Source organism: Photobacterium aquae (genome assembly GCF_001029445.1).
GTDB lineage: Bacteria > Pseudomonadota > Gammaproteobacteria > Enterobacterales > Vibrionaceae > Photobacterium > Photobacterium aquae.
Genome location: NZ_LDOT01000002.1, coordinates 460,299 through 486,401, shown reverse-complemented (window position 1 = coordinate 486,401; position 26,103 = coordinate 460,299). Strand labels below are relative to the sequence as shown.

The 26,103-nt window shown below is 51.1% G+C and carries 21 protein-coding genes and 1 other annotated feature; of the genes, 4 read left to right on the top strand and 17 right to left on the bottom strand.

Translation table 11 applies throughout. The annotated features are described in order from the left end of the window. Window positions 1-14 precede the first annotated feature (14 nt). From hisA to ABT56_RS02755, 8 genes are all read right to left on the bottom strand, one after another. On the bottom strand, window positions 15-749 hold the full coding sequence (gene hisA / locus ABT56_RS02790; protein WP_047877301.1) for a 1-(5-phosphoribosyl)-5-[(5-phosphoribosylamino)methylideneamino]imidazole-4-carboxamide isomerase: 735 nt from the start codon (window positions 747-749) through the stop codon (window positions 15-17). 17 nt (window positions 750-766) lie between these two features. After that, window positions 767-1,402, bottom strand: a complete 636-nt coding sequence (gene hisH, locus ABT56_RS02785; RefSeq protein ID WP_047877300.1) for an imidazole glycerol phosphate synthase subunit HisH — start codon at window positions 1,400-1,402, stop codon at window positions 767-769. Further along, window positions 1,402-2,472: a bifunctional histidinol-phosphatase/imidazoleglycerol-phosphate dehydratase HisB gene (gene hisB, locus ABT56_RS02780; protein WP_084722138.1), complete on the bottom strand. Its 1,071-nt coding sequence runs from the start codon at window positions 2,470-2,472 to the stop codon at window positions 1,402-1,404. The genes hisH and hisB overlap by 1 nt, the downstream gene beginning before the upstream one ends. Then, entirely contained in the window at window positions 2,469-3,542 is a 1,074-nt protein-coding gene (gene hisC, locus ABT56_RS02775; protein WP_047877299.1) for a histidinol-phosphate transaminase, read from the bottom strand. Before hisC ends, hisB begins: the two co-directional genes overlap by 4 nt. A 1-nt stretch (window position 3,543) precedes the next feature. Next, window positions 3,544-4,860 carry a histidinol dehydrogenase gene (gene hisD, locus ABT56_RS02770; protein WP_047877298.1) on the bottom strand — a complete coding sequence of 439 codons (1,317 nt, stop codon included), beginning with the start codon at window positions 4,858-4,860 and terminating at the stop codon, window positions 3,544-3,546. A 3-nt stretch (window positions 4,861-4,863) separates the two neighbouring features. Further along, window positions 4,864-5,760, bottom strand: coding sequence for an ATP phosphoribosyltransferase (hisG, locus tag ABT56_RS02765; RefSeq protein WP_047877297.1), 897 nt, complete (start codon window positions 5,758-5,760; stop codon window positions 4,864-4,866). Window positions 5,761-5,794: 34 nt separating this feature from the next. Further along, window positions 5,795-5,932 (bottom strand) — a sequence feature (His leader region). A 399-nt stretch (window positions 5,933-6,331) separates the two neighbouring features. Next, window positions 6,332-6,844, bottom strand: coding sequence for a YchJ family metal-binding protein (locus ABT56_RS02760; protein WP_047877296.1), 513 nt, complete (start codon window positions 6,842-6,844; stop codon window positions 6,332-6,334). Between the two features lie 2 nt (window positions 6,845-6,846). Continuing rightward, complete coding sequence (locus ABT56_RS02755; RefSeq protein ID WP_047877295.1) at window positions 6,847-8,070, bottom strand: EAL and HDOD domain-containing protein; 1,224 nt, start codon at window positions 8,068-8,070, stop codon at window positions 6,847-6,849. A 367-nt stretch (window positions 8,071-8,437) separates the two neighbouring features. Between ABT56_RS02755 and ABT56_RS02750 the strand changes: the two genes are divergently transcribed. Beyond that, window positions 8,438-9,337: a sulfite exporter TauE/SafE family protein gene (locus tag ABT56_RS02750; RefSeq protein ID WP_047877517.1), complete on the top strand. Its 900-nt coding sequence runs from the start codon at window positions 8,438-8,440 to the stop codon at window positions 9,335-9,337. A 64-nt stretch (window positions 9,338-9,401) separates the two neighbouring features. Here the strand turns inward: ABT56_RS02750 and lpxH are convergent, their stop codons facing one another. Both lpxH and ABT56_RS02740 read right to left on the bottom strand, forming a co-directional pair. Beyond that, on the bottom strand, window positions 9,402-10,157 hold the full coding sequence (gene lpxH, locus ABT56_RS02745; RefSeq protein ID WP_047877294.1) for a UDP-2,3-diacylglucosamine diphosphatase: 756 nt from the start codon (window positions 10,155-10,157) through the stop codon (window positions 9,402-9,404). A 41-nt stretch (window positions 10,158-10,198) separates the two neighbouring features. After that, window positions 10,199-10,696, bottom strand: coding sequence for a peptidylprolyl isomerase (locus ABT56_RS02740; RefSeq protein WP_047877293.1), 498 nt, complete (start codon window positions 10,694-10,696; stop codon window positions 10,199-10,201). 287 nt (window positions 10,697-10,983) lie between these two features. Here ABT56_RS02740 and cysS point away from each other — a divergent pair, with 287 nt between their 5' ends. Together cysS and glpQ are read left to right on the top strand one after the other, a co-directional pair. After that, window positions 10,984-12,369 (top strand): cysteine--tRNA ligase, encoded by a 1,386-nt coding sequence (cysS, locus tag ABT56_RS02735; RefSeq protein WP_047877292.1) that lies wholly within the window; start codon window positions 10,984-10,986, stop codon window positions 12,367-12,369. Between the two features lie 253 nt (window positions 12,370-12,622). Next, window positions 12,623-13,705 carry a glycerophosphodiester phosphodiesterase gene (gene glpQ, locus ABT56_RS02730; protein ID WP_047877291.1) on the top strand — a complete coding sequence of 361 codons (1,083 nt, stop codon included), beginning with the start codon at window positions 12,623-12,625 and terminating at the stop codon, window positions 13,703-13,705. Between the two features lie 54 nt (window positions 13,706-13,759). On the opposite strand, the gene ABT56_RS02725 is transcribed toward glpQ, so the two are convergent. The 3 genes from ABT56_RS02725 to ABT56_RS02715 form a co-directional block, all read right to left on the bottom strand. After that, window positions 13,760-16,864, bottom strand: coding sequence for a cadherin repeat domain-containing protein (locus ABT56_RS02725; RefSeq protein ID WP_047877290.1), 3,105 nt, complete (start codon window positions 16,862-16,864; stop codon window positions 13,760-13,762). Between the two features lie 282 nt (window positions 16,865-17,146). Continuing rightward, window positions 17,147-17,965 carry an ion transporter gene (locus ABT56_RS02720; protein WP_047877289.1) on the bottom strand — a complete coding sequence of 273 codons (819 nt, stop codon included), beginning with the start codon at window positions 17,963-17,965 and terminating at the stop codon, window positions 17,147-17,149. 144 nt (window positions 17,966-18,109) lie between these two features. Beyond that, on the bottom strand, window positions 18,110-18,748 hold the full coding sequence (locus ABT56_RS02715) for a YchE family NAAT transporter (RefSeq protein WP_047877288.1): 639 nt from the start codon (window positions 18,746-18,748) through the stop codon (window positions 18,110-18,112). 701 nt (window positions 18,749-19,449) lie between these two features. On the opposite strand from ABT56_RS02715, the gene adhE reads away from it, so the two are divergent. Continuing rightward, window positions 19,450-22,149 (top strand): bifunctional acetaldehyde-CoA/alcohol dehydrogenase, encoded by a 2,700-nt coding sequence (gene adhE, locus ABT56_RS02710; protein WP_047877287.1) that lies wholly within the window; start codon window positions 19,450-19,452, stop codon window positions 22,147-22,149. Between the two features lie 114 nt (window positions 22,150-22,263). Here adhE and ABT56_RS02705 read toward each other — a convergent pair whose 3' ends face one another. The 4 genes from ABT56_RS02705 to ABT56_RS02690 form a co-directional block, all read right to left on the bottom strand. Then, window positions 22,264-22,947, bottom strand: a complete 684-nt coding sequence (locus ABT56_RS02705; RefSeq protein ID WP_047877286.1) for an SDR family oxidoreductase — start codon at window positions 22,945-22,947, stop codon at window positions 22,264-22,266. A gap of 285 nt (window positions 22,948-23,232) precedes the next feature. Further along, window positions 23,233-23,760 (bottom strand): VC2046/SO_2500 family protein, encoded by a 528-nt coding sequence (locus tag ABT56_RS02700; protein WP_047877285.1) that lies wholly within the window; start codon window positions 23,758-23,760, stop codon window positions 23,233-23,235. Between the two features lie 132 nt (window positions 23,761-23,892). Beyond that, on the bottom strand, window positions 23,893-25,050 hold the full coding sequence (locus ABT56_RS02695) for a MalY/PatB family protein (RefSeq protein ID WP_047877284.1): 1,158 nt from the start codon (window positions 25,048-25,050) through the stop codon (window positions 23,893-23,895). A 75-nt stretch (window positions 25,051-25,125) separates the two neighbouring features. Next, window positions 25,126-26,100: an alpha-L-glutamate ligase-like protein gene (locus tag ABT56_RS02690; RefSeq protein ID WP_047877283.1), complete on the bottom strand. Its 975-nt coding sequence runs from the start codon at window positions 26,098-26,100 to the stop codon at window positions 25,126-25,128. Window positions 26,101-26,103: the final 3 nt, after the last annotated feature.

The following is a 26,103-nucleotide window of genomic DNA, read 5'->3' as shown; positions in this document are numbered from 1 at the left end:
GATGAACCTCCGCCTTATTCTGCCCAGCAAGCAAAGGCTTGCTCGGCGGTAAATTTGCCATCGAGTAGGGCCCGGCCGACAATCACGCCGGCGACCCCGCTGCCTTTGAGTGCAGCAATATCATCCAACGAGCCTATGCCGCCCGATGACTGGAATTGTACCTGTGGGTAGCGATCGCAAAGCTCACGGTACAAGGCGACATTCGATCCGGTGAGCGTGCCGTCGCGTGAAATATCGGTACACAATACATGTTCAAGGCCGACGGTGAGAAAGTCATCCAGCAGTGCTTCGATGGTTACCCCCGAATCTTCCTGCCAACCGGAAACGGCGACCCTTCGTTGTCCATCGCGGTCAATGTTCACGTCAAGAGCAAGCACGATATGCGCCGGGCCGTATTTTTCTATCCAGCCCTTGACCATGTCTGGCTGCTTGACGGCTGTCGAGCCGATCACCACGCGCTGCGCCCCTGCGGCAAGCAGATCGGCAACGTCCTGCTCACAGCGTACGCCCCCCCCGATCTGGATATTGGCCGGAGTACTGGCAAGCAAGTTGCGGATCAGGTCAAGTTGGCGGGCTTTGGTATCCTTGGCCCCCGTAAGATCAACCAAGTGGAGCCAGTCGGCCCCGGCTTGTTGGTAAAGGTTGAACTGCTCTGCGGGGTTGACCTTGTATTCGGTGACCTTGCCATAGTCGCCTTGAAAGAGGCGGACTACCTGCCCATCAATCAAATCTAATGCGGGAATAATCATGTCTGTCCTTAGTGTCCTTACAATTCAAGAAAGTTCTTGATCAACTGGGAGCCGGCTTTGCTTGACCGTTCGGGATGGAACTGGACGCCGTAGTAGTTACCGCGTTGTACGGCGGCGGTAAAGGCATCGCCATAGTCACAGCGGGCGATGGTTCTGCCTCCCGCTCCTTGATTGAAAATAGGCATCGCATAGCTATGGACGAAGTAAAAGTAGCTGCCAGCAGGGATCCCCCTAAATAGCGGGTGATCTTGTTCAGGGGTGATGGTGTTCCATCCCATATGCGGCAGTGGCAGCGTCCCTGTTTTCATTTTATGGACAGAGGCATCACACAGTGCCAAGCAAGGGACCTGCTGCTGGCCATCTTGCCCTTGCTCGTCTGATTCCTTGCCAAGGAGCTGCATCCCGAGGCAGATGCCAAGCAGCGGTTTTTCGACCTGCCTGACCAAGTTGATCAGATCGCGTTCGGCGAGGTTTTTCATGGCCTCGCTGGCTGTGCCGACGCCTGGCAGGAAGAGTTTGTCTGCCGCTAGCACGACAGTCGGCTCTCGGCTGATCTCAACGCGGTAGCCAAGCCGCTCGATAGCGAACCTCACCGAAGAGACGTTGGCACAGCCGGTATCGATGATTACGATCTTCTGGCTGGTCGCGTTCATTAGAGTACCCCCTTGCTGCTTGGTAGCTCGTTGCCTTCGACCTTGATGGCTTGGCGTAGTGTACGGCCAAAGGCCTTGAACAGGCTTTCGATGATGTGGTGGTCGTTATTGCCTGTCGAACTCAGGTGAAGGGTGCAAGCCAGCGCATCGGTCAGAGAGCGGAAAAAATGCGGCACCATTTCGGTGGACAGGTCGCCAACACGATCACGGCTGAATTTTGCCTCAAATTTGAGGTAAGGGCGTCCTGAGAGATCAAGCGCACACTGGGCCAAACATTCATCCATCGGCAGGCTGAAGCCGAAACGGCCGATCCCGCGCTTGTCTCCCAGTGCTGTTTTCAGTGCTTCGCCCAGCGCCAGAGCGGCATCTTCGACACTGTGGTGGTCATCGATATGGAGATCGCCGGAGACGCTCAGTTCGAGGCGAAAACCGCCGTGGGTTGCGATCTGATCAAGCATGTGGTCAAAAAAGCCAAGACCAGTTTCAATCTTGTTCCCGCCGCTTTGATCGAGGTTTACCCTAACGCGGATATCGGTTTCTTTGGTGGTGCGCACAACCTCGGCGATACGCGGGCGGGTAGTGAGATCGGTGACGATTTGTTGCCAGCCCATATTTTGTGGGTGGTACTGGATACCCCTGATCGCCATGTTTTCGGCAAGGGTCAAATCTGTTTGGCGATCGCCAATCACGGCAGATGTTTCGAAATCGACCTTGCCTTGCTGGAGGTATTCTTTGACCAATCCGAGCTTGGGCTTGCGGCAACTGCAGTTGTCGGCTTCGAAGTGCGGGCAAATCAGTACATCGTCAAAGGTGATGCCTTGGGATTCGAATATCGCCATCATCATATTGTGCGGGGCATCGAAATCCGCTTGTGGGTAGCTGTCGGTACCAAGACCGTCCTGATTGGTGACCATGACTAGCCGGTAGCCCGCATCTTGTAGCTTGAGCAGTGCAGGGATCACGAAGGGCTCCAGTTGTAGTTTGTCGAGACGGTCGACTTGGAAGTCAACGGGAGGTTCGACGATCAGGGTGCCGTCACGGTCGATAAATAAGATTTTTTCCTTGCTCACAATGCCGTCCTTTTCTCGCTGTTTTGTGTCAGTTGCTCTCGGATAAAGGCGAGGGTTTTTTCGCACTCATCGCGGCTTCCAATGCTGATGCGGATACAGTTTTCTATCGGTGAACGGCGCAGGATAATGCCGTGCTCCCAGAGTGCCTTGAACAGTTCGTCGCTGTCAGGGAAGCGAACCAGCAGGTAATTGCCGTAGCCATCGAAAACGGTTACGCCGTCAAGCATTCCAAGGCCGGCCTGGAGATAGGCACGGTTGGCACTGATGTCCAGTACTTGAAACTTGGTTTTTGCCCGTCCTGATTCCGACAGGGCTTGGACTGCAATTTCCGTGACCGGCACCGGAACCGGATACGGTGCGATGATTTTGAGTAGCAGCTCGATAATATCGGGGTGAGCGAGGGTGAAACCACAGCGTAGCCCTGCAAGGGCAAAGGCTTTGGACAGCGTTCGCAGGATCACCAAGTTTGGATAGCGACCGAGCAAGTCGGCGGTGGTCGCTTCAGGGCAAAAATCGATATAAGCCTCATCGACGACGACCAGAGCGTTACCTGCGGTCATCTCCAGCAGCGCTTCGATATCGTCCCGGTCGATCAGGTTCCCGGTCGGGTTGTTGGGGCTGCAGACGAAAACGAGTTTGGTGCCCTCTAGGTTATTAGCTATCGCGGGCAGATCAAGTTGCCATTGCTCGGTGAGAGGGACCGTTTTGGTCTTCACATCGAAGATCTCAGCACTGATGGCATACATGCCATAGGTTGGCGGGCAATAGATGATGCTGTCTTGGTTGGGTTCACAGAACGCCCTGATCAGCAGTTCAATCCCCTCGTCAGCACCTCGTGAGGTCAGCACCTGCTCGTAGCGTACACCCGCATAGTCGGCGTAGGCGGCGATCAGCTCTGTCGGCTGGCAGGTGCTGTAGCGGTTGAGGCGCTCGCCGCTAACGCTGTACTCGTTGGAGAATGGGGATTCATTGGCATTGAGCCAGATATCGCCGTTCCCCCCCAGTCTCCGTGCCGATTGGTAAGGTGTTAGGTTGCGCACGGTTTTCCGTGCCAGTTGTTTGATGCTCATATCAGGCCTCGTTCCTTGGCGTTTGTTGTTGGGCTGCCAGTTTTTCGACGCGAATAGTGACGGCTCGCTTGTGGGCGCCGAGTCCCTCTGCATCGGCGATGGCGACCACGGTAGGCGCCAGTTCTTGCAGGCCTTGTGCACTGAGCTCCTGCACCGTCATCCGCTTGCTGAAATCGGCAAGGCCGAGGCTGGAGTAGGTGCGGGTGTAGCCGTACGTTGGTAGGACATGGTTAGTCCCTGATGCGTAGTCACCCACTGACTCGGGGGACCAGTCACCGAGGAATATCGAACCGGCATTGTCGAGCTGCGGGACAAGATCTCGTGGGTTGCGGGTCTGAACGATAAGGTGTTCTGGGCCATAAAGGTTCGAAATTTCAATACATTGAGAAAGGTCATCGGTCACAATCAACTGGCTGGCCCCCAATGCTTTACGGGCAATGTCTGCCCGGGGAAGGGCTTTGAGTTGGCGTTGGATCGCATCGGCCGTGCGCTCGGCTATAGCGGGGTCCGGGGTAACCAGAACGACTTGTGAATCGGGGCCGTGTTCGGCTTGGCTGAGCAAATCGGCAGCAATGAAATCCGGATCGGCGCTAGCATCGGCGATCACCAGTACTTCCGACGGGCCGGCTGGCATGTCAATGGCAGCACCGCGGAAGTCGTTGCTGACTTGGCGTTTGGCTTCGGTGACGAACGCATTGCCCGGTCCGAAAATCTTGTCGACTTTCGCCACGCTCTGGGTCCCGTATGCCATAGCAGCAATTGCCTGAGAGCCGCCAACATTGAAGATCTCGGTGATTCCGCACAGTTGTGCCACGTACAAGATTTCATCGGCAATGGGTGGTGGCGAGCACAGTATGATTTGGCGGCATCCGGCGATTTGTGCCGGGACACCAAGCATTAGGACAGTCGACGGTAGCGGTGCGCTGCCTCCGGGGATATACAGGCCGACCGAGTTGATTGGCCGGGTGACCTGCTCACATACCACGCCCGGCTGCGTTTCAATTTTTAGCGGGGGGAGCTGCTGAGACTTGTGGAAGGTGGCGATATTGCGGTAAGCGTGCTGGAGTGCCTGCTTCATCTCGTCACTGAGGCGCGCTGAGGCGGCGGTGACCTCCTCATTGCTGACCTTGATATTGTCGGGTTTTATGCCATCAAACTTTTCCGTGAGTTCAAGCAGGGCTTCATCGCCCCGCTGGCGTACATCGCGGATCACCGTCTCGACAATCGTGGTGATATTGGCTCCCTCGGTAATGGCCGGACGCTCCAGCAGGCTTTCTTGCTGGTTGCAGCTAAGGGATTGCCATACAACAGTTTTCATCGCTTACTCCATCATCTTTTCGATTGGCAGGACCAGAATCGAACTTGCCCCGAGCTCTTTTAGCTGTTCCATCGTTTCCCAAAAGAGGTTCTCGGCACTAACAAGGTGCACAGCCACCCGGTTTTTGTCTTGGGACAATGGCATTACGGTCGGATCTTCTGCGCCGGGTAACAGGTCTTTGATTTGTTCCAGTCGGTCTGTAGGAGCATGCAGCATGATGTATTTTGATTCTTTGGCTTGGATAACCCCTTGCATTCGGGTTAGCAGCCGCCCGATCAGTGCTTGTTTCTCGTTTGGCAATGTCCCTGATTGCTGGATGAGGACAGCCTTGGAACGCAGGATCACCTCGGCCTCTTTCAAGCCGTTTGCCTCGAGGGTTGCTCCGGTTGAAACCAGATCGCAGATCGCATCAGCCAATCCTGCCCGGGGAGCGACTTCGACCGAGCCATTGAGCATACAGGTACTGAAGCTTACCCCGAGGGTGTCCATGTAGCGTTTCACCAACTGGGGGTAGGTGGTGGCGATGCGCTTGCCTTGGAGATCTTGCGGTCCGTTGTATTCGGTATCCTTGTCGATGGCGATTGACAGGCGGCAGCCACCAAAATCAAGGCGACGGAGTTTGATGTACTCGGCTGGCTCGCCGCGAGCCATGCGCTCAAGGCTAACTTCCTCAAGCTCGTTTTCGCCAATCACGCCAAGATCAACCACGCCGTCCATAATCAGGCCGGGGATGTCATCATCGCGTACCAGTAACAGGTCGATAGGCATATTCTCGGCATGGACCACCAGACGCTCGCCGATCATGTTGAACTTTACCCCGCAGCGTTTGAGCAGTTCTTGGCACTCTTTGCTCAGCCGCCCTTTTTTCTGTATGGCAATTCGAAGTCGTTGTGTTTGCATTGTCTGATCCCTGTACTTGATGTTTTACCCTGAAAACAAAAAACCCTCGGAAGTCTTTGCTTCCGAGGGTCTTTGAAACTGTGCTATCGCTGACCGTTGGAAGAGATGTGTTAAGTCTTCCCGGCCGAGGCTTATCCTCCCGAAAGACTAATCAGGATGATGGTGATGATGAATGTTAGCCATAGCGATACGCATAATTATGTGCTCTTTGTAAGTCTTTATTTGATGTCGTGTCTGATATTTACACTAACTAAGCTGAATTTATTTTGCAATAACAAAATTAAAGAAATATTAAAATTTCATTATGCTAACAAGCGCGGGTGGAAATTGGTCATATTTCAGTTTTGCGGTGTGATTTTGTACGCCAATGGTTGTGTGAACAAATCGACGGTGGTATTGAACGTTGCAACGGCGTTACGAGGTGGTGGGAATATCTATTGTGGTGCAGTAGCTAGCTTTTTCTTGTTGGGGGCGCTTTTTTCTTGCCGGGGGATAGTAAAGAGATGGCCGCCGGGACAACGTTATTGTCGGTATCCCGGGGCTTTTACTGGGGGGCGGTTGTTAGCCGGTATTACCCGCAGCACTTCTTGTGTTTTTTACCGCTACCACATGGGCAAGGATCGTTGCGTCCAACCTTGTTGCTGGTTGCTGGCTGTGGTGCTTCTGGTTCGGCAGGCTCCGGGTATTCACCGTCAATGTAGAACCATTGTGCTTTGCCGTTATGTTCTTCGTGCAGGAAGCGGGAGCGTTCGTGAAGGCAGTATTCTTCTTTGCCGTCGCGGTAGTAGGCATTGAACTCGACGAAGCCTTCACCGCTTGGCGCGATTTCGTTGCTGATCACTTCTAGCCCCAGCCATTCGCTGTCGACAGATTCGGCAATGGCTTCACGGTGCTGCTCGGCGTGGCAGCTTGGATGGTAGGTGTCGACCACGAAATCGACCAGTCCGAGGACATGGGCACAATAGCGGGCACGCATGAGCTGTGCCGGTTGAATGGCAAGACTTGGATCGTGGTGGATCGGCTGGCAGCATTGCGCCAGGGTCAGTGTGCTACCGCACGGGCAGGCATTATCAGGCTTGGCCATGGTTATTCCGCGTTTCTTTTTTCAAAAATTGTCGCCCATTTTATAGACTCCAAGTACAGATCGCCAACAACAGATTCACTCACGCCGAGCGTCGCGCTTATTTGTTGGATCCGTGTCCAGTTGGCCTCTTCGTAGGAGCAGATAAGCTCTAGCAGGGCGCCTAAGTCACCTTGGCGGTTGATCAGGGCGTGGTGGATATGGCTGTCTAGCGGCAGTTGTTCCAGCAATAGCTCAATTGGCTGATCGAGAATGGAATCCAGTAGCGAAAACAAGCCTACAAGAAAGGCCTGACTGTTGTCGATATCCGGTAAGTGGTTACTAACCTGCTCGCAGAACCGGGCTCGCTGCAGAGAAAGAAGGTAGAGCGAAAGGGGTTTATTTTCAGCTGCATGCGAGGTAGCGACAAAGGTAATGAAGCGGCGTAGCTTTTCTTCACCCAGATAAACGAGAGCCTGTTTGAATGACGATATCGGCTTGGCCAGAGTCACGGTCATGTTGTTGACATGACGTAGAAGTTTGTACGAAAGCGAAACGTCGGTGGCAATAATGGCCTCAACGGTATTGAAGTTGACCTCGGGCTTGGTGATCTCCCGATACAGTTGCAGGGTCGTTAGAGCTGATGGTGTTAATGCCTTGCGGGTAACCAGTTCTGGGCGACTGAAGAAAAAACCTTGGAAAAAGTCGAAGTCGTTATCGCATGCGGTGATAAATTCTTCGTATGTTTCAACTTTTTCGGCCAGAAATTGCAAATGCCGGTTGAGTATACGCTGGCGGCGGATAAAGAATCCGGCCTTAGCGATTGGCGTTAGCTTGATATCGAATTTGATGATGTGGATATACGGCAAGAAACGCAGCCATTCCGGCGATGGGATGAAATCGTCCAGCGCGAGGGTATAGCCCTTGCGATTGAGTTCAATAATCGCCTCGAGTAATTCATCGCTGGGTTGGCATGACTCCAATATTTCGATAATAAAACAGTGCTTAGGGAATAGCAGGGGAGTGCGTTTAATGAGGCTGCTATAGGGAAAATTAACAAACGCACGTTTGCCCGCCGTCACTTCTGCGGTGCTCGAGGTTAGAAAATTATCAGCAAGCAGGCGATGCGTAGCGTGTTCATCTTCCACTTCGGGAAAGCAGTTATTCGGCCCATCCCTGAAGAGCAGTTCATAACCAATGGTCTCTTTGTTTTTATTTAGAATCGGTTGTCTAGCGAGATATGAGTTCATGGATAATGAAGTTAGTTGGGCATCGATGAAAATATAAGCCAGTGAAAGAGGCAGGAAAAGCTCCCGTCTGTACTTAGCTGCTAGTATCGCAAAATATAACGACTATAAACAGGATAACTTAATAGCAATTATACATTTTAAATTTGTCCCGACATATCGTAGCAGTATATACCTCGGCTATTTCAAGACAACTCACTTGCAGTAAAGATTTTGCTACTTTGAATTCTGCCTTGCGAAATAGCTTGGATATATGCGCTTGCTTATTCAGTTTAGAACGACGAACCATCGTAATTTGCATAAATTATAGAAAAAACAGCCGCAATGGAGGATAATCGTCAATCCTTCCGTAAAAAAATCTGTGTTGCTCATGACCGTATTCACATTCATACAAGCGGGATTGCTTGTAGGTGGCGGTGTTTTTATTGTTATGCTTTTAATGGCTTGGCAAAAAAACCGAAAGCAGGAAGCGCATACCAAGATCATCCCAATCGGTATTATTGGTGGTTTTGCAAATTTTTGCGATACCTTGGGTATCGGCAGTTTTGCCATCAAAACCGCAGGGTATAAGCAATTTAACTTGGTCGACGATCAATTGCTCCCCGGTACCTTAAATAGCCAAGCTGTGTTGGCGACGGTTGTCCAGTCATTGATCTTCCTTACCGCTGTGGATGTCGACCCTGTCACCCTAGTCAGTATGGTCGTTGCTGCCTGCTTGGGGGCAACTGTCGGGGCGAAGTTGGTATCAAGCTGGGATCGTCAGGTCATCCGTTTGGTGATGTGCCTTGCTTTACTGGTGGTGGCGAGTTTGATGCTGGCCGGGCAACTGAAGCTATTTCCACTAGGGGGATTGGCCTTGGGACTGACTGGCTGGAAACTGGCGCTGGCCATTGCTGGCAACTTCTTGTTTGGGGCCTTGATGACTGTCGGGATCGGCTTGTATGCCCCGTGCATGACGATGGTCTACCTGCTGGGCATGAATCCGCTGGCCGCCTTTCCGATCATGATGTGCTCATGCGCATTTTTGAGCTTCTTCTCGGCCGGTGGTTTTATTATTCGTAACCGGGTGAATGCCCGTGCGGCGCTGGTGGTTGCCGTTACCGGACCGATAGGGGTGGTGATTGCGGCGTATCTGGTGAAGTCGCTGGATATGCATCTGTTGGCGTGGCTGGTGATTGGCGTGGTGTTGTATACATCACTGACCATGTACCGCTCGTGGTCTAAAGAGCGCCGGGTTGCCCCTGCCGTAGTTGTCGCGACAGAAAGCTGAGTAAGACAGCGATACTGTTCGACGAGTAAAAAGAAAGGTACGCCACGGCGTACCTTTTTTGTTTTTATTGTTCGCAATGCCTTGTTGATAGTTCCGGTGTCGCGAACTCCCGAGTTTCTAGTATGTTGCCATCGGGCGTACAAACTAGCACCGAGCCATGTTCATACCAGTCGCCGAGGACGATCCGGGTGGCTGGCGAGCCATCCATGTCGAGCTCGTGAACGGCTGGTCGGTGGGTGTGGCCGTGGATCATCAGGGCGACCTGATGTTGACGCAATTGGCTGACGACTTCGTCGGGCGTGACATCCATGATGGTATTGCTTTTGGTTTGGTTGGTATTGCTGCTATTGCTGCGCAGCTTGTCACCGATTTTTTGGCGGTAGCTCAGCGGAAGACAGAAATACAACCACTGGATAAAGCGGTTGTGGACTTTCTTCCGGTAGCGCTGATAGTCCAGATCCAGAGTGCACAGCGTATCGCCATGGAGGATCAAGGCCGGGGTGCCGTATAGGTCGATCACCGTGTGCTCGGCAAGTAATTCCACCCCGGTTTCGCGTGCAAATTGTTGGCCAATAAGGAAGTCACGATTGCCATGAATGAAATAGCATGGGACACCACTGTCGGTCAGCGTGCGAAAGGCCGTCTTGATTTGCTGGTGGAAAGGGGAATCGTCGTCGTCGCCAACCCACATTTCAAACAAATCCCCAAGAACGTACAGGGCATCGGCCTGGCTGGCTTCGTTGGCCATGAAATTAAGGAAACAGGCCGTAATATCATGGCGCTCGGCACTTAGGTGCAGATCAGAGATAAATAGAATCATAGAAGGAAAAAGGGCGGCTCAGTGGCCACCCTTCGCGACGATTAGTCTTCGATAGTTACGCTGTTGATCAGCACTTCTTCAACCGGTACGTCCTGGTGTACATAACCCCAGTTGCCTGTTGGAACGGCTTTGATCTTGTTGACTACGTCCATACCTTCGACAACTTCAGCAAACACGCAGTAGCCCCAGCCATTAGGTGTTTCAGATTTGAAGTTAAGGAAGTCGTTGTCGTTCACGTTGATAAAGAACTGCGAGCTAGCTGAATGCGGTTCCATCGTACGTGCCATTGCTAGCGTGCCGACTTTGTTGCTTAGGCCGTTGTTTGCTTCGTTCTTGATTGGTGTGCGTGTTTCTTTCTCTTCCATGCCAGAGGCCATACCGCCGCCTTGGATCATGAAACCGTCGATAACACGGTGGAACAGAGTACCGTTGTAGAAACCGTCACGGCAGTACTGTAGGAAGTTAGCGCAAGTTTCAGGCGCTTGTTCCGTGTTCAGCTTGATTTTGATGTCACCAAAAGTAGTGTGAAGCGTTACCATGAGCTTGTCCTTTAATGGATATCTATTGCTTTGAATACTGAATTCTATCTTATCCGCATCAAGCGTCAATAATGATAGCCCGTGAGAGTGCCGTTGATAGTAAATCGGTGAGATATTAACCGCTTGCATAATTATAGATGAGCGCAGGCCATTGTTCGGTACAGATTGTATCTGTCACCTGTTTGCCGCAAGGTGGAATATCCATGATTTTCCTTGCTATATATAGTCATTAAAGGTGTAATAACCGACTAAATTCAGTAATCCCACCACATGAGTATAAAAGAGACATGTTGAAGATTTATAACTCACTGACAAGACAGAAAGAGGAATTCAAACCCATCCAGCCTGGCAAAGTAGGCATGTATGTCTGTGGGGTTACCATTTACGATTTGTGTCACATTGGCCACGGGCGTACCTTTGTTTCGTTTGATGTGGTTTCTCGCTACCTGCGTTACAGCGGCTATGATCTGACATTCGTCCGTAACATTACTGACATCGATGACAAAATTATCAAGCGAGCGGCGGAGAACGGCGAAACGTGCGAGTCATTGACTGAGCGCCTGATCGGCGAAATGCATGCCGATTTTGATGCACTGGGTTTGAAGCGCCCTGATATCGAGCCGCGTGCAACACAGTTTATTGCTGAAATTATCGCCCTGTGTGAACGTCTTATCGAACGTGGCTTTGCCTATGTTGCCGACAACGGCGACGTGATGTTCGAAGTGAGCAAGTTCAACGAGTACGGCAAGCTGTCCAAGCAGGATCTTGAGCAGTTGCAGGCGGGTGCCCGTGTGGATATCGAGGCAGCCAAGCGTAGCCCACTTGATTTCGTACTGTGGAAAATGTCTAAGCCGGGCGAACCGACTTGGGAATCGCCATGGGGCGCTGGCCGTCCAGGTTGGCATATCGAATGTTCTGCGATGAATTCCGCGATTCTTGGTGACCATTTCGATATCCACGGTGGCGGTTCGGATCTGATGTTCCCGCACCACGAAAACGAAATTGCCCAATCTTGCTGCGCAACCGGTACACAGTATGTGAACACTTGGATGCACAGCGGCATGGTGATGGTGGATCGTGAGAAGATGTCTAAATCACTGGGTAATTTCTTTACCATCCGTGATGTACTGGCGTACTTCGATCCTGAAACTGTGCGTTACTTCCTGATGTCTGGCCATTACCGTAGCCAGCTGAACTACAGCGAAGACAACCTCAAGCAGGCGCGTTCGGCTCTTGAGCGTCTGTACACCGCACTACGCGGTTTGGATACGACAGCAATTGCCGCTGGCGGCGATGAGTTTGTTGCGCGCTTCAAAGAAGCGATGGATGACGACTTCAACACCCCAGAAGCTTACTCGGCGCTGTTTGACATGGCTCGTGAAGTAAACCGTCTGAAAGCTGAAGATATGGCAGCAGCATCGGTATTGGGTGCGCGTATGCGTGAGCTGGCGGATGTTCTTGGTCTTTTGGGTCAGGAGCCAGAGGCGTTCTTGCAAGCGGGTGCAAGCGGTCAGGATGATGACGTTGCAGAAATTGAAGCATTGATTCAGCAGCGTCTTGATGCCCGTGCGGCAAAAGATTGGGCGGCAGCCGATGAGGCGCGCGACAAGTTGACGGAAATGGGGATTATCCTAGAGGATGGCCCACAGGGTACAACTTGGCGTCGTAAGTAATCGCCGCAAGATAAGTTATTAAAGAATAGAAAACCGGAGCTTTGGCTCCGGTTTTTTATGGTTTGGATATGGTGGCTGGATATATACCTAACTTGTTGAACGCGGGCTAAAGATCACCATTCGAATATTAATTTGTCTTATTTCCCTGATGATTTTCGTAAACAGTGACTTAAGTGGCTGAAAAGGAAATTTATTGGACTATTATTCTGCATCATATTTCCAATAACTCTACATTCACATCAGGACGATAATAATGAATAAGATTTATCTTGCGACAATGATTGGCTGTGCTTGTTTGTCTGCGACTGCATCGTTTGCAGCCCAGTCGATGGACGACAAAATTGTGGTTGCCCACCGTGGCGCGTCAGGCTATTTGCCTGAGCATACTTTGCCAGCCAAGGCGATGGCCTATGCGATGAAGCCAGACTACATTGAGCAGGATGTCGTGATGACCAAGGACAACCAGCTGGTGGTGCTGCATGATCATTATCTGGATCGCGTCACCAATGTGGCCGAACTCTTCCCAGATCGTGCCCGTAAAGACGGCCGTTACTACGCGATTGATTTCACTTTGGATGAAATTAAGCAGATGAGTGTGACGGAAGGCTTCAATATCAAAGACGGTAAGCAGGTACAGGGGTTCCCGCAGCGCTTCCCGATGTGGAAGTCAGACTTTAAAGTGCCGACCTTCCAAGAAGAGATCGAAATGATCCAAGGTCTGAACAAGTCGCTAGGCTATGGGATCGGTATTTATCCTGAGATCAAGGCCCCGTGGTTCCATCGCCATGAAGGCAAAGATATCAGTGCTGCCGTATTGAAAGTGCTTAAAGATTACGGCTATACCAGCAAAGACAGCAAGGTATATCTTCAAACTTTTGATTTTGATGAACTAAAACGCATTCACGACGAGCTGATGCCCAAGATGGGGATGGACGTTAAATTGGTTCAGCTAATGGCCTACACCGATTGGAACGAGACCATGGTTTACGGCAAGGATGGTAAGGCAACCCCATACAACTATGATTGGATGTTCAAGCCGGGCGGTATGGCAACCGTGGCGAAGTATGCTGACGGTATTGGCCCATGGAAACCAATGGTGGTATCCGATGCATCGACCAAGGGGAATATCAAGCTGACAGGTCTGGTTGAAGCGGCCCATGAACAGGGCATGCAGGTTCATCCGTATACCTTCCGAGCTGACGAAGGCCGTATTCCAGCTTATGCCGATGATTTTAATGGGATGCTCGATGTGTTCTACAAGACTGCCGGTGTTGACGGGGTCTTTACTGACTTCCCAGACAAAGCCGTTGATTATTTGTCAGAGCAGAAGAAATAAAGCGTTTATATAGGTACAAAAAAGCCAGCCATTAGGCTGGCTTTTTTGTACGGGTTACTTGCTCAGGCGTATATCGATCCGGTTCCATTCATTGATTGTAGAAGGGGATTCGAGACCTTTGTCTGAACAGTATTCAATATCCCCGTTTGCCGTTGTGCCTTCGTTGCAGCCGCCGTTTGCTGTTGGTTTGAACGGCATGGGTGACTGGCGGTAGGCCACAAACGGGACGGCGGCTTGCCAGTTGCCGGCATTGAGCGCGCTGTCGTCAATCAGGGTGAAGGTCAGAAAACGGTTAGTCGTACCGCCGTCACAGCGGATGTATTCGTCCATTGGCTGCGGTGTTGCGCGTTTGGCGGCCACTGAATCACGGTTGACTTGTGACGGGCAGCCATCAAAGCGCTGGACAAGGAACATGACCGGCTTGATATTGCTCGGTGTTGGGCTCTCGCCCTCCGGCACCATCCTGACGACGACCATTTCCCCTGCGCCATGTTTTTTTAGCAGTTCCCCGCTAGCTGGGGCGTGTCGGGTACCTGCAAACATGACTTTGGTTTCTTGAAGGTTCTTGAAACTGTCATTGTCTGCTGTCGGGTTGAGTCGGCTTTCGAACAGGGTGCCGACATGATCCAAGGTGATATCACGGTTCGAGCTGCCCGTTGGCGGTGGTAGAACCGTGACTTTGGTTTGTGCGTTGTCACTGAGCGGGTAGTAGTTTTCATCACCGCTTTCACTGATATACAGGCTGGCCGAGGAGTATAGATAGGTGTAATCCAGTAGTGAAATCAGGCCGGTATTATTATCTATATCAACAAGGTAGCTAGAGCCACTTTCAGAAAAATGGCGGGTGCCGATAGGCGCTTGCTCGATCGGCAGGGTTACCTGTTTGCCCGGTGCATAGGTTACCTGAAGCGGTTTGACGCTCAGTCCAGGGTGCTCAGCTTTGGCAATGTTACCGTTGGCGGAGAAAGGATCGACGGTGTAGTTGCGCGAGTCGGCATTGATCATCACGGTGAAGTTACCTGCGCTTTGGATTTCAAGAGCGCCGGATGTTGAGCTGATCTGCTTGACGGGCGTATCGCCTTTGTCCACTAGGCTATAACGCAGCACGGTATCGCTAGGGAGTCCTTCAACGACAGGAAGAATCGATTTGCCGGGCGTATAGGTAGTGTCGGGATAGTGGGCTTCGACAACCGCTACCGACGGGGTTATCTCGACGTTGAAGAAAGTCTCTGCCGGTTTGTACAGTGCCGATCCGCTGTCCTTGACTGCCACGGTTGTCTTGCCTGCATTCAGAATAGTCATTTGGCCGTTGGCGGGATCAATACGGACAACGCTGTTGTCGGCACCGTCGGCAAGTGCATAGAGAAGGGTGCCGTGTTTCCCTATGATGGCTGGTGGTGCGAGAGAGGCATTGCCAGCCTTGTAGATGGCTTTGACACTGGATGCCGAGAGCTGGGTGTCGGCTGGGGTCATGATCACTGAGAGCGATTGGCTCTTCGAGGCGAGGTAATTTTGGCTCTCCTTGACATTCAGGGTCAGTGTCGTGGTACCTGTATTTTTGATATTCAGGCAATTTAGGGCGCTGTCGTAATCGGCAACATTAGGGTTGCTATTGGCCGTGATATCCAACGCTGCCTGGTTACCGCTGACAAGGTTTGATAGTGGGTAACACATGGCCTGATAGGGTTGCTTGAGATCCTTGACTGCCCATCCTGGATGGGGAATCTTTTCGATGTTGATCGCCACCGGCACCGGGGTGGATTCTCGGTAGTTTGTACCGCCGGAATCTGTTACCCGCAAGGTTGTTTTTCCGGCATGCTGGATAATCAGCTTATCGCCGTTGATTGCCACTGGATTGTCGCTGCTGGCTGGATCGGGCTTAAATGTCAGGGTTCCGAATTGTCCCTCAAGACGGGGGCTTAGGATCTGCCCATCATTGAAGGGGACGTCTATTGCTGCAGTTTTGGTTATCCCAGGGTGTTCACCTTTGTTTATGACGACGCTGAAGGTGTAATTAGAGGATGGGTAGTTCGGGTCGCGATCGTCAATGGCGGTAATGCTGGCGGAGCCTGTACCGATAATTTGAGGCAGGCCGCTGAGTGGGTTGATCATGACCGCGTCACTGTTGCCTTCTAAAACATAGCGTGGAGGTGCAATGACAGAACGAACGTTGGGCTCGATTAGCGCATCGGGCTGGAAGATTACTGAGACGGGATCGACCGTGATAGGAAGGCGGTTTCCTTGGGTGATCGTTACTGGAAATGAGGTCGTTTGTACCGGGTGATCATAGCTTTCACCGTTGGTAGCAATAACATTAACGGTCACCTCTCCGACATTGAGTACAGTGATCAAGCCGGAATCTTTATCAATATTGATGACATTGTCAGGGCTATCGTCACTCAAGCTGTAGTGATATATGGCATTTTCATTACCATAAATTCGCCATGGCAGCATTTCATATTGGGGAGCATAGGGTTCGCTCAGCGGGGCAAATCCCAGACTAGGGGCATTAAGGGCCGAGATGGTGACATTGATAGTGGTTGTGGCCGGCTCAAAGCGATCGTTGCCTTGGTCTGTGACATGGACGGTAGCGATCCCTGCAGCATAAGGTGTGATTTCACCAGTGACTGGGTCGACATCAATCAGGTTTTGGCTGGCAGGATCGACCGAGAAAAAGAGCTCGCCGTGGGCATTGTTGACGGTAATACGCTGTTTGTCGCCATCGTTAAGGTGAACCGAGAGATCCTGACCATGGAAAACGGGGTTGATGCCTTTGTTGACATACAAGGTAAAGGTCGTATCAGAATCTTGGTAGTCACCGCTATGGTCGATGGCTGTGATAGTTAGAATGCCAGGTTTTAGGACTGATATAGATGTGGCGTCGGGTGATAGAGTCGCCATTCCTGCAGGTTGACTGTCGATAATGCGCAGTTTGATGGAACCATACTGGTTGCCCAATGCGGGGGTGAAGGTGAGATTATCGGTATAGTTGAGAGTGGTATCCTCACTAGTGAGTGGTTCTCGTGCCTGCTTGGTGGGCTGAAGAGAGCCTGCTGGGGCAGAAGAGCTTCCGCCGTCATCACCGCCGCCACCGCAGCCGAATAGTGTCAGGCTGCCACAGACTAGGGCAGTCAGCATAGAATATTTGAATTTTTTCATAGATTTCTTTTGGGATGGTTATAAAAAATGGATCTTCAATCCTGAAGTTTTGTGAAGGGGTATTCCTTTTGGCGATTCTATGGGGGTGTTGCAATAAGTGCAATGGGCTGAAAAATAAAGAAAAATGCATATTGCTTGCATCTTTAGATGAATGAATATCGCAAAAAAGTAAAAAATTGTTACTGGGCGGGAGGATAGCCATACCCATGGGTATGGCTGGTATTGGTATATGGAATAATAACGTAAGTTATGTTTTCAGTTTTGCAGGCTTATCGCCACGTATTAGAGGTGTTCGGGAAGCTCGGTTCCGCATTCTCGGCAGTAGTTCGCGTCGGTATCGTGGCCGCTGGTGGCGCAGTTTGGGCAGCGGATCAGGTTGCGGTGGTGCTTCATCTCCTGATTGAGTTCTGCTGTGATGATGCCGGTTGGAACCGCCAAGATGGAATAGCCTAACAACATAGTAAAGGCAGCTATCGCTTTGCCAAGGTCTGTTTGCGGCACGATATCGCCGTAACCTACGGTGGTAATGGTGACAATGGCCCAGTAAATACTTGTCGGAATACTGGTGAAGCCATTTTCAGGCCCTTCGATGGCATACAGCATTGAGCCGAGCACGGTGACCAAAATCGCAACGGTGCTGAAGAAGACCAGAATTTTCCGCTGGGCCATCAGTAAAGAGCGCAGCAAGATGTTGGAGTCTTGTAAGTATCTAGCCAGTTTGAGGATTCGGAATATCCTCATTACCCGGATAAGCCGAACGATGAGCAGGTAGTTGGATCCAGGGAACAAGAACGCTAGGTAACTCGGCAAAACGGCGATCAAATCGATGACCCCATAAAAACTGCGTACGTAGGCCCAGGGTTTGGGTGAGCAATACAACCGAAGCAAATACTCAATTGTGAACAAAATGGTGAATGTCCATTCGAGGACATACAGCACTCGGCTGAACTGGGATTCAACATCTTGGACGGAAGAGAGGATCAAGATCAGCTCGGAGCTCAGAATGGCGATAATCAGGGCGATATCAAAATACTGCCCGGCCTTGCTCTGGGTTCCGAAGATGATGTTATAGAGTTTTTTTCTGATGTTAGGGTGGTTCAACCTGTTTGGCTCCTGAGGCTCGGTGTTGTCTTGGCTGGGGAGTGTAAATTTGCAGGCATGAGCATATAAAAGATAGCAAGGCGAGGCAACGGCGGCAGGGGTTTCCTGCCGCCTGATGGTGATATTCTGGTTAACCTGACGGGATTATGCCAATCCGGGGAACAGGGCGCGGAGGCCGTTGGCGATAAACTCGATCCCCAGTGCTGCTAGGATCAGGCCCATGATACGGGTGATAACGTTGATCCCGGTCTGGCCGAGGACGCGTACAATGATCGGTGCGGCACGGAACAACATCCAACAGCAGAACGCAAAGGCGAGAATGGTGGCAGCAATGCCGAGGGTATTGCCGAGATCTGGGTAGCGCGAGCCGTAGACAATCGTCGAACTGATGGCACCGGGGCCGGCCATCAGGGGCATGGCAAGAGGAACGACACCAATTTGCTCGCGGCTGATGGATTCTGATTTTTCTTGTTTGTTCTGTTTATCTTCACCGAGCTTGCCGCTCATCATCGAAAAGGCGATAGTGAGCAGCAGTAGGCCGCCGGCGACGCGAAATGAGTCAAGGGATATGCTAAACATATCGAGCAATAGTTGCCCCGCCAACAGGGAGACCGTGAGGATCACGGCAACGCCGATATTGGCTGTTAGTGCTGTTTTGTTACGCTCCTCCGCTGGCATATGTCCGGTTAACGAGACAAATATAGGCATAATGCCGATGGGGTTGACGGCGGCGATCAGGCCGACAAAAAACTGCAAGAAGATGGCGATGTCAAATGTTTGCATTTTATTATTCTGGACATTTAGAGAGTGGACACTGTGTTAATCCTTACCCGTATTCCTGCGCATATTCTGAGGTGAGTTACGCGGGCGTTGCCGAGAGGCCGTACCGCATGGCTAAACCGAGTAATACTGTTGGATAGCGTAAGTTGACGTTACTTTAAGCTAATCGTTTGCTTTTAACCAATAAAAAATAGCCATCCGTACTACATAGCAACGGTTATTTATGAATTTCATGTTGCACCACTGTAAAGTGCAAGCTTTTTGGCGTACCCTCTAAGGGGGAATTATGTGCTACTTTCGAAGCTGAAATTTGATGCCTGTAATGAAATCTTTACGTGAGTGCTATCACAGTTTCTTTCTACTTATGAGTGATTGTGTAGCTTTATTACGTAATAATCAGGGCGGTTAGTTACCGCGGTCATAATCGCTTGGTTGCATTTAAAATAGAAAACTTCACATTTTCTTCGTATAAATTACTGTTTTTATATGATGAAGTTCTAATTTTGACAAAATGTAATTAGCAACATTAACAAGTGATCTAAATCAATTTTTTTCGCGGTGTGAAAGAATATAATCAGTTTTGAAAGCAATTTACTAAGTGTGTGTGTTACCGAATTGTTTGCGCAGGATGCTCGGAAGGTAACGAAAAGGATGTGGAACGCGTCCTTACTAAAAAGTTTTCAATCTTAAGTTAGGAGTTAACTATGCCTGTAACTAATGTGGCTGAACTTGATGCAATGATTGCACGCGTAAAAGCGGCTCAAAAAGAGTTTGCAACTTACTCTCAAGAGCAAGTTGACAAGATCTTCCGTGCTGCTTCACTGGCCGCTAACCAAGCTCGTATTCCTCTAGCCCAGCAAGCGGTAGCGGAATCAGGTATGGGTATCGTTGAAGATAAGGTTATCAAAAACCACTTCGCGTCAGAGTACATCTACAACAAGTACAAAGACGAAAAGACCTGTGGCATTCTTGATGAAGATGACAACATGGGCACGATGACTATCGCTGAGCCTGTCGGCATCATCTGCGGTATCGTCCCAACGACTAACCCAACATCTACAGCCATCTTCAAATCTCTCATCTCTCTTAAAACGCGTAACGCGATCATCTTCTCGCCACACCCTCGTGCGAAAAACTCAACTAACGATGCTGCCAAGCTAGTACTTGATGCTGCAATTGCAGCCGGTGCGCCAAAAGACATCATTGGCTGGATTGATGAGCCATCAGTTGAGCTGTCTAACGCCCTGATGAAGCACGATGACATTGCATTGATCCTTGCTACTGGTGGTCCAGGCATGGTTAAGGCTGCATACTCTTCTGGTAAGCCTGCAATCGGTGTTGGTGCGGGTAACGTACCTGTTGTTATCGACGAAACGGCTGACGTTAAACGTGCGGTTGCTTCTGTTCTTATGTCTAAGACATTCGATAACGGTGTTGTATGTGCGTCTGAGCAGGCTGTTATCGTTGTAGATGCAGTTTACGAGGAAGTGAAACAGCGTTTCGCAACGCACAAAGGTTATGTACTAAGCAAGTCTGAGGCTGACAAAGTACGTAAAGTATTGCTTATCGACGGTAACCTGAACGCAAATATCGTAGGTCAGCCAGCAACTGCTATTGCTGAAATGGCGGGTGTTACTGTTCCTGCTGATACCAAGGTACTGATTGGTGAAGGCCTAGGTAAAGTATCTTACGATGATGCATTTGCACACGAGAAACTGTCACCTACGCTAGGTATGTTCCGTGCGACTGATTTCGAAGACGCTGTTGCCCAAGCTGTGACAATGGTTGAAATCGGCGGTATCGGCCACACGTCTGGTCTATACACTAACCAAGATGTTAACGCTGACCGTATCAAGTACTTTGGCGATAAGCTGAAAACGGCTCGTATCCTTATCAATATCCCGACAACCCACGGTGGTATCGGTGACTTGTATAACTTCAACGTGGCTCCGTCTCTAACGCTAGGTTGTGGTTCTTGGGGTGGTAACTCTATCTCTGAGAACGTAGGTCCAAAACACCTGATCAACAAGAAAACTGTAGCGAAGCGAGCTGAGAACATGTTGTGGCATAAACTACCTAAGTCTATCTACTTCCGTCGCGGCAGCCTGCCAGTGGCACTGGGCGATTTGGAAGGCAAGAAGCGTGCATTCCTGGTTACTGACCGTTTCCTATTCAACAACGGTTACAGTGATGAAGTTGTTCGCCTGCTTAAAGCACAGGGCATGGAAGTACAGACGTTCTTCGATGTAGAAGCGGATCCAACACTTTCTGTGGTTGAGAAGGGCGCTGAAGCAATGAAGAGCTTCCAGCCTGACGTAATCCTTGCGCTAGGTGGTGGTTCACCTATGGATGCGGCGAAGATCATGTGGGTTCTGTACGAGCACCCAGAAACTCACTTCGAAGAACTGGCAATGCGCTTTATGGACATCCGTAAGCGTATCTACAAGTTCCCTAAAATGGGTCAGAAAGCTGAGTTGGTATGTATCACAACCACTTCAGGTACAGGTTCTGAAGTAACACCATTTGCGGTTGTTACCGATGACAAGACTGGTGCTAAGTACCCATTGGCTGACTACGAGCTAACACCACAGATGGCAATCGTTGATGCCAACTTGGTGATGAACATGCCTAAGTCTCTGACTGCATTCGGTGGTTACGATGCCGTGACTCACGCATTGGAAGCCTACGTATCTGTTCTTGCGAACGAATACTCTGACGGCCAGGCTCTTCAGGCACTTAAGATGCTGAAAGAGTACCTACCATCAAGCTACGCGAATGGTGCTAACGACCCAATCGCTCGCGAAAAAGTACACAATGCGGCAACTATCGCGGGTATCGCGTTTGCTAACGCCTTCTTGGGTGCTTGTCACTCAATGGCTCACAAGCTAGGTGCAGAGTTCCATGTTCCACACGGCTTGGCTAACGCATTGTTGATTTCTAACGTGGTACGTTACAACGCGAACGACAACCCAACTAAGCAGACTGCATTCTCTCAGTATGACCGTCCGCAAGCACGTCGTCGTTACGCAGAAGTGGCAGACCACCTAGGCCTGAGCCAAGCTGGTGACCGTACAGCACAGAAAATCGAGCGCCTACTAGGCTGGTTGGACGAGCTGAAGGTTAATCTGGAAATCCCTATGTCTATTCAGGCTGCAGGCGTACCAGAAGCTGACTTCCTAGCGAAAGTTGACGAGTTGGCCGTGGAAGCATTCGATGACCAGTGTACTGGTGCGAACCCACGTTACCCATTGATTTCTGAGCTGAAAGACGTACTGCTTGCTTCTTACTACGGTAAGGCGTTTGTTGAGGGCGAGACGTTCGAAGGCACAACAGTTATCAAGAAGTCTGAGCCAGTTGAAGCTAAACCAGCCAAAGCTAAGAAATCAGATAAAGCCGAAGCATAATTATTGTTTTAGCTAGCGCAAAATCTTTAGCCCGCCATTTTGGCGGGCTTTTTGTATTCGGTGTATATGGTGTATTTGGTAGAAGGGGATAGCGGTGTAGCTATGCCTGAAGGCTTATATCACCTCAGCTTCAATCATTCGTCCGTTAAAATAGTCATTGGCGACAATATACTCGGCACTTCTCACGATCTCGTACTGCATCGGCTGGCCCGCGGCGGCTATCGGCTGTTCGCCTTGGTCAATGGTCAGCGGGACGACCCCACCAACCCGGATGTTAAATGCAGCCAGCTCTTTGGCCCAGCTTTGGGTTAGCCCGGTAATCATGGCCTTGCAGCCGGCATTGATGGCGTACTGTTCGCTGTCGTTGTGGGTTGCTAGATTGATGATCACACCTGGGTGGTGGTGATCGCACATGTACTGTGCAGCGTGCTTGCCGAAGATAAAAAACGGGGTAGCGGCCTCGTTCATGGTATGGCGGAATTGATCGACGGCTTCGGGACCTAGCAGCGGTGGCATTTTCATCCCAAGCCAGCAATTGACTAATACATCGATTTTACCATAGCGGTGGTGAACGCTATTGATCATGCTGGCAACCGAGTGTTCGTCCTGGCTGGTAATGAGGTACGATTGACACTGGCTTCCGATAGCTTGGCAGGCACGTAGGGTTTGCTGCAGAGCTTTGTTGTGGGTATCGACCAAGGCGAGGCTTGCTCCGAGTGAGGCAAAATGCAGAGAGATAGCTTTGCCTAACGGACTGCCTGCTGCGGTGATAAGGATGACTGACTCAGAAATGTTCATGATCCTTGCTGCCTTCTGTTACTGGCTATGATAATTGCATGGCGGCTTTATGTTTATAGTTTAAGTCTTTGTATTAAAAAATTTTTGTTTGTGCCAATGCAGTTTTGTTTGTGATTTTATTTGACGATAGCGTGTATCGAACAGGTGTTCTGTGAATGGTCGCCCAATCCGTCAAGACACGTAATAGAATGTTAGTGAAGTGTGATCATCGTGCCGCAACGGGAGAACAAAGCTATGAGGGGAGTCACGAAAAAAGTACGTTGATAAGGGACTAGCTGCAGAAGATTATGCTGCGACAGATAAGCGCTGGCTGCCGTACATTTCGTCAAAGCGCTTGGCTTCGATCAGAGAACGGTAAAGAGACTGTGGTGAAACTTTAAGCGGAGTCGTTTCTGTTGGCGGCAGTAGGCGGCGCTCGTGGCCTGACAGGTTGTGGTACAGCTCTTCCGGCATACCTTTAGTCCCTTGTGGCGGGAAAGTCAGGGCAATGGGTTTTAGGCCATCAAGCAGGCGAACATCAGCCAAGCCACTCTCATGGAAGGCTTTTGCCTGTCGTGCGCTGTGGTTGTAACAGTTCTCGCTGGTTGTCAGCGGTTTCGGTGGCTGCAGTTCAAAGTATGCCCGCATTGTCTCATCAGTGTGGACAGGATCCTGATGGATATCAATCGGCGTTGTTTCCAAGCGATCCGGCGACAGCATAGCGAGCATCAAGGCAAAATCAGCACGGCGACCATGTTCAACCGCGTGGTTGAGCTGGTTTCCGAGCTGGCCTTCATGGATCAGCTGTGCTTTGTCGATGGTATGGATTTGCATGTAACGCTGTGCCGAATGAGCAAAATATCAGGGTATGATAGCCTTATCGGCACATATTGCTATAACTTTAGGAAATTTCTCAAATTATTTTCTGAGAACGGCCTTCTTCTTCCATATTTGATACGTGTTCGGCTACCTCAAGCGCTTAACGGCAATATCAATTCTCCTCAGGGCCTCCTCAAGCAACTCATACCGGCAGGCGAAGTTGAGCCTGACAAAGTGAGAGTCGCCGAAATCCGCGCCGGGAGAGACCCCAACTCCGGCTTGTTCGAAGAACTTGAACGGTGAGCTTACAGGTAGCGCAGATGCATCAATCCATGCCAGATAGGTGCCTTCTATCGGGTGAAGGGTCAAGTATGGCAGGGCATTAATTTCGGCTTCCAGCCTTTGCTTGTTGCGGCGCAGATACGCTAGTTGCTGGTCGAGCCATGCTTGGCCATCGGCGTAGGCGGCTTCGGCGGCGGTGTAGGCGAGGACATTCACGTCTGGCACGATGCCGGCCTTGGCGTGGAGAAAGGCGCGTCGCAATGCTGGGTTGGGAATAATTGCCATCGAAGCGCCAAGCCCTGCGATATTGAAGGTCTTGCTCGGTGCGATCAACGTAATTGAGCGCTGTGCGGCATCATCATTGAGGCTGGCAAAAGGAATATGGTGGCAGCTTGGGTCGAGGATAAGATCGCAATGTATCTCATCCGAGCAGACTACAAGATCATGGCGTTGGGCAAAGTCGGCCACGGCCTCTAGCTCGTTGCGGCGGTAGACTGTCCCGCCGGGATTGAGCGGATTGCAAAATAGCAACAGGCGGCTGTTGGGGGCAACCCGTGTATCCTCCAGTGCCATCAGCCAGCGTTTCTCATCGCTAAGAGTAACAGGCAACGTCGTCAAAGGGCGCTTGGCCAGTTTTGCTGATGATCTGAATGGCGGATAGATTGGGGTCGGGCACAGCACGCCTTGATCATCGTCGGTTACCGACCGTACCGCAAGGTTGAGGCCGCAGACCAAGCCGGGCAGGTAGACAATCCATTCTGGCTCTATCTGCCAGTCGTAACGCTGGGCCATTCGTTCGACGATTAGCGCACTCAGGCTATCAGGTGCTTGGCCATAACCGAAAACGCCATGCTCTACATGGTGCTGCAATGCGTCGGTAATTGCTGAGGGGACTTTAAAGTCACTGTCCGCCACCCACATAGGCAAGATGTCCTGCCCTTGGTATTTTTTCCATTTGATGCTGTTGCTCTGGTTGCGGTCGATAGCTTGATCAAACAGGGGATTGAACGACGAACTGTGCATGCGTGATCCTTGTTATGCCTGCCGAGGTCAAAAAAAGCCCCGGCGTGAGAGCCGGGGCTTTGGGGTGGTTATCGGTTAGAACTGTGATTTTGAACCAAACTGCTTTGCTGCATAGGCAACACGCTCTTCCGGTGTCGGCTGGGTGGCTGGGACGCCGAGGTTTTCGATATGGTGCAGCCTTGGCAGCAGCCCGCAGCCGTTGGCGATTTGGATCGCCAAGCCTGGGCGGGCGTTGAGTTCGAGCACCATCGGGCCTTTTTCCTTGTCCAGCACCATGTCGGTGCCCATATAGCCAAGCCCGGTCATCTCCCATGCGCTGGCGGCTAGCGTTAGCAGTTTGTTCCAGTTGGGTACCGTCAGCTCGCTGAGCAGCCTGTCGGTATCGGGGTGGCGTTCGACGGGCTGGTTGAACTGAACCGCGCGAATTGCCTTGCCGGTCGCGATATCGATGCCGACACCGACAGCGCCTTGGTGGAGGTTGGCCTTGCCGTCTGATGCCGATGTTGAACAGCGCATCATCGCCATGACCGGGTAGCCCTTGAAAACGATGACTCGGACATCGGGCACCCCTTCGTAGCTGAAGCCATCGAAGACGTCGTCGAACTGGATCAGGTTTTCGATCATCGCGACGTCATTCTTGCCGCCGAGCGAGAACAGGCCAGCAAGGGTATTGGTAATGTGACGTTCGACATCTTGCTTGTTGATCTCGGCACCGGACGGTTTTACGTAGACCCCGTCCTTGTGCTTGACGATCACAAGGATCCCCTTGCCGCCCGAGCCCTGAGCCGGTTTGATCACAAAACCGGGCCAGTTTTTGACCATCTCGTGAACCCGCTTGACGTTGCCTTGGCTGTCAATGACCCCGATCAGCTCTGGCACGGTGGCCCCGGCCTGCTGGGCAATTAACTTGGTCTTCAGCTTGTCGTCAACCAACGGATAGAGCCCACGGTCGTTGTAGCGGCCAATGTAGCTATGGTTGCGCTTGTTCATCCCCATGATGCCACGGCTGCGTAGCTTGAACGGGGAGGTAAACCTCGACAGCAGTGACATAAC